Below are 4943 nucleotides of genomic sequence, written 5' to 3'. Positions count from 1 at the left end.
CCTTCGTGGCGGTGCCGTGCGTCTCGACGTAGGTGACGGTCCGCGGGTCGACGTCCGCGATCTTCTGCGCGCGCAGGACGACCTCGGCCTGACCGTCCAGGCTGGGTGCGGTGAAGCCGACCCGGTTGGCGCCGTCGCTGTTGACCGCGGACGCCTTGATGACGGCGTACACGGTGTCGCCGTCTTCCAGAGCGTCGTCCAGCCGCTTCAGGGCGAGGACGCCCGCTCCGCTGCCGAAGACCGTGCCGTCGCCGGCCGCGTCGAAGGCCCGGCACCGCCCGTCGGAGGAGGCCGTGCCGCCGGGGACGTGGACGTAGCCCGTGCGTTCGGGCAGCACCACCGTGCTTCCGCCGACCAGGGCCAGGTCGCACTGGTAACTGAGCAGGCTGTCGCAGGCGAGGTGGGCGGCGACGAGCGAGGTCGAGCAGCCGGTCTGCACCGTCATGCTGGGGCCGCGCAGATCCAGGTGGTACGAGACCCGGCTGCTCAGGAAGTCCTTGTCGTTGCCGAGCATGGCGAGTTGTGTGTCGGAGTCGCTGATGTCCGGGTGGTCGAGCAGGTTGTACAGCAGGTAGGTGCTCAGGCCCATGCCGGCGTAGACGCCGACGGTGCCGGACCGGTCGGATGTGGTGTGCCCGGCGTGCTCCAGCGCGGCCCAGGCGGTCTCCAGGAACAGCCGCTGCTGGGGGTCGAGCAGCGCCGCCTCGCGCGGGGAGTATCCCCAGAAACGGTGGTCGAAGCCCTCGGGGTCGTCGATGGGGGCGCCCGCGGGGACGAAGCCGGGCTGTCCGGAGACCTCCGGCGGTACCCCCAGCTCGGCGAGTTCCTCCGGGGTGAAGTGCCGGATGGACTCGACGCCGTCGCGCAGGTTCGCCCAGAACGTCTCGACGTCGGGTGCGCCGGGAAACCGGCAGGCCATGCCTACGACGGCGATGTCCGATCCGGTGTCCTCCTGCGGCTCGTTGAGCTCGCTCATCACGCCCTGCCCCTTCCACCGAGCCCGCGGGACCTTCGCCTGCTGTCGCGCTGCCGGCGCGCTCGTTCCTCGCTGTCGGAGAACGCCCGCTGCTCCGTGTCGGCGCCACCCTCGCCCAGATGGGCGGCGAGCGCGCTGACCGTCGGGTGCTCCAGAAGCTTGATCAGGGGCAGTTCCACGCCCGTGTCGCGCTGCAGCCGGTTGTGGACCTGGACCATCAGCATGGAGTGCCCGCCGAGATCGAAGAAGTTGTCATACAGTCCGACCGATTCGACGCCGAGTACCTCGCTCCAGATCGCGGCGATGGAGCGCTCCAGCTCCGTCACCGGTGCCGCCTTGACGCCGTTGCCGGAGCCGGACCACTGCAGGGCGGCCAGGGCCTTGACGTCGACCTTGCCGTGGGCGGTACGCGGCAGGTCGGGCAGGAGGACGAAGCCGCTGGGGACCATGGACTGGGGCAACCGCTCACGCAGGCCGCGCTGGAGGTCGCGGCCGGAGAGCGCCGCGCCGCCGGCCGGCACCACGCAGGCGACGAGCCGGGTGCCGGCGGAAGACTCCCGCTGGGCGATCACGACCGCTTCTCGTACGTCCTCGCGGGCCGCCAGGGCCGCTTCGATGTCTCCGAGCTCGATGCGGTGCCCCCGTACCTTGACCTGCCGGTCGATCCGCCCGAGGAACTCGACGTGGCCGTCGGGGCGGTAGCGGGCGAGGTCGCCGGTGCGGTACAGGCGCTCTCCGGGCGTCCGGCTGAAGGGGTTCGGCACGAACCTCTCGGCGGTGACGTCCGGGCGGCGCCAGTAGCCGCGGGCCAGCCCGGCACCGCCGATCACCAGTTCGCCGGCCACACCGACCGGGACGGGTCGCAGGCCCTCGTCGACTATGTGGATCTGGGTGTTGGCGATGGGGCCGCCGAGCGGCACCGTCTCCTCCACCTCGGTCACCTCGTGCGTGGCCGACCAGATCGTGGTCTCGGTGGGGCCGTACATGTTGACCAGCCGGGCAGGCAGCTGTTCGCGCAGTTCCCGGGCGAGGTCGGGTGGGAGGGCCTCGCCGCCCAGCAACAGCGCCCGCAGGGACGTCAGTCCGCTCATGGCCGCCTTGTCGAGGGCCGTCAGCCGCATCGCGGAGGGCGTCGCCTGCAGCAAGGTCGGACGCCAGGCCGCGATCTGGCCGGCGAGGGACCTGTCCTCGTCTCCGGCGGTCGCGGCTTCGGCCGCGGCGCCGCGTGCGCTGCGCTCGCGCAACCGGTCGAGGGCCGGCAGTCCGTCCAGGACCGTCCGGCGGGACAGTCCGAAGTCCACCAGACACGCGATCTCGTCGACTCCCGCCTCGGCACAGCGCTCGATCAGCGGCCGTACGGACTCGGGCGTGCCGAACAGCGCGCCGGTGTCGAAGTACCGGTTGAAGGCGAACTCCAGCAGGTCGTCCATGTCGGATTCGCTCATGCCCGCGAGGTCGACGGGCATGTTGAGCGAGCGCACCAGGTTCTCGATCAGCCCGACGGACGACCGCAGGTAGGCCGTGAACGGTTCACGGACCTGCCGCTTCACCTCTTCGACGTCGTCGCCGAGGAAGGTGTGCAGCATCAGGGTCACCACGCCGGTGTCCGGGTCGTGGCCCTGCTGGAGCCGGGCCTCGCGGTAGCGGCGTACGTTCTCCGCGACCTGCTCGACGGTCTGGCCGAGGAGGTGCGTGAGGACGTTCGCGCCGATGGCTCCCGCCCGGGTGAAGGTGTCGGGGCTGCCGGCGGCGGTGATCCAGGTGGGCAGTTCGGGTTGGAGGGGTGCCGGGCGGACGGCGATGTCCACCGGCTTGCCGGTACCGCCGGGCAGGGAGACCGTCTCGCCCCGCCACAGCCGCTGCACGGTGTCGATGTCCCGGAACATCTGCTCCTTGCGGCCCTCGTACCGCTCCGGGAAGAAGACGAAGTCGTCGGCGTGCCAGCCGGAGGCGAACGCGACGCCCACCCGTCCGCCGGAGATGTTGTCCACGAGGGACCACTCCTCCGCGACGCGCACCGGCGAGTGCAGCGGCAGGACGACGCTGCCCGCCCGGACGGCCACGTTGCGGGTGACGGCGGCGATGGCGGCGCTGAGCACGGAGGGATTGGGGTAGAGGCCGCCGAACTCGTGAAAGTGCCGCTCGGGGGTCCACACCGCGGTGAAGCCGTGCTCGTCGGCGAAACGGGCGCTGTCGAAGACCAGGTCGTAGCGCCGGCGCGCGTCGTCCGTGCCCGAGCGTGCGTCGCTGGCGAAGAAGAACAGACTGAAGTCGACGGGCTTGGCCGGGGCTGCCTGCCCGGCCTGTCGGGAGAGCGCGTCCTCCGCAAGTACCACTGTGGCGCCCCGGGTGAGCGTCCACAGCAGTTCCAGGACGGAGATGTCGAACCCCGCGTTGGTCACCGCGAGCATCGTGTCGTCGGTGCCGCAGCCGACCTTCTCGTCCATGGCTGCGAAGAAGTTACCGACGTTGCGGTGGGTGACCACCACGCCCTTGGGGACGCCGGTCGAGCCGGAGGTGTAGAGGAGGTACGCGGCGTTGTCCGCGGATGCCCGGCCGGCCGGGCATCCGGTCCGCCCGTCGGGTGCGGCGAGGACGTCATCGACGTCGAGGAGGGGTACGGCGCTTCCCGCGACCCGGCGCGCCACCCCGCCGCGGGTCACCATCAGGTCGAGCCGGGCGTCCGAGACGACCACGTCCAGCCGGTCGCGCGGGTAGTCCGGGTCGAGCGGCACGTAGGCGCCGCCGGCCTTGAGGATTCCCAGCATCGCGACGATCAGCTCCGGCGAGCGGTCCAGACAGATGCCGACCCGGGACTCCGCGCCGACGCCCCGGCCCACGAGCTCCCGGGCCAACCGGTCCGACGCCTCGGACAGTTCCTCGAAGGTCAGCCGCGCCGACCGGAAGACCACGGCGACGGCGTCGGGCGTGCGGGCGGCCGCGGCCTCGAACTCCTGGTGGATGCACAGCGCGGCGGGGAGCTCCAGGGCGGTGTCGTTCCAGTCGACGAGTACGCGCCGGGTCTTCTCCTCGCTCAGCAGCGGCAGCGCGGACAGGGGCCGGTCGGGGTCGGCGGTGATGCCGGCGAGCAAGGTGCGGAAGTTGTCGGTGAGGTCGGCGACGGTGGCACGGTCGAACAGGTCGGCGTTGAACTGGACACGCCCGACGAGACCGTCCGCGTGCTCCGCGACGATCATGGTGAGGTCGAACTGCGCGGTGCGCTGCGGCACGTGGACCGGCGCCAGGTCGAGCCCCGCCAGGGTGAACGGCCGCGTCCCGTGCCCGGTGGCGACCGCGGCGAGGTCGCCGGGGAACCGGGAGGGTGCCTGGTGATGGATGAACATGGCCTGGAAGACCGGGGAGCGCGCCGAGTCGCGGCCGGCCTGGAGTTGCTCGGCCAGCAGGCCGAACGGGTAGTTCTGGTGGGCCAGCGCCTCGGACACGGTCCCGGAGAACCGAGCCAGCAGCTCGCGGAAGATCGGGTCGCCGCCGAGGTCGCCACGGATGACCACGGGGTTGACGAAGTAGCCGACGGTGTCGGCGTACGCGGGGCGGCCCCGGCCGGACACCGGCGAGCCGACCAGGATGTCGCTCTGGCCGCTGTAGCGGTGCAGCAGAACCTCGAACGCGCACAGCAGGGCGGTATACAGCGTCGTCCCCGACTGCCGGGCCAAGGCGGAGAGCCCGGCGAGCAGTTCCGCGTCCAGGGAGAAGTCGTGGGTGCCACCGTTGTATGTCTGGACGGGCGGACGGGGCCGGTCGGTGGGGAGCTCGAGTACGGGCAGTTCGCCGCCGAGCCGCTCCCGCCAGAAGGCGGCGGCGGCCTCGCCCTCGGCGCTCTGCGCGTACCGCTGCTGCGCCGCGACGAAGGCCGCGTAGTCACCGGCCGGCGGCAGATCAGCGGCCGTGCCGGAGCGCGCCGCCCGGTAGCAGCGCGCCAGTTCGTCCACGATCAGGGACATCGACC

The 4943-nt window shown here is 71.8% G+C and carries 2 protein-coding genes; both read right to left on the bottom strand.

Annotation, left to right across the window (positions count from 1 at the left end; all coding sequences use genetic code 11):
* On the bottom strand, window positions 1-976 hold a 976-nt coding region (locus ABZ281_RS37810), incomplete at its 3' end, for a polyketide synthase (protein WP_356662558.1).
* The coding region (locus tag ABZ281_RS37805; RefSeq protein WP_356662557.1) for a MupA/Atu3671 family FMN-dependent luciferase-like monooxygenase at window positions 976-4943 on the bottom strand (3968 nt) is incomplete at its 5' end. The genes ABZ281_RS37805 and ABZ281_RS37810, both read right to left, overlap by 1 nt.

The organism is Streptomyces sp. NPDC006265 (assembly GCF_040613555.1).
Lineage (GTDB): Bacteria > Actinomycetota > Actinomycetes > Streptomycetales > Streptomycetaceae > Streptomyces.
The sequence above is the reverse complement of the archived record's forward strand: the minus strand, read 5'-3'. Positions and strand labels throughout refer to the sequence as shown.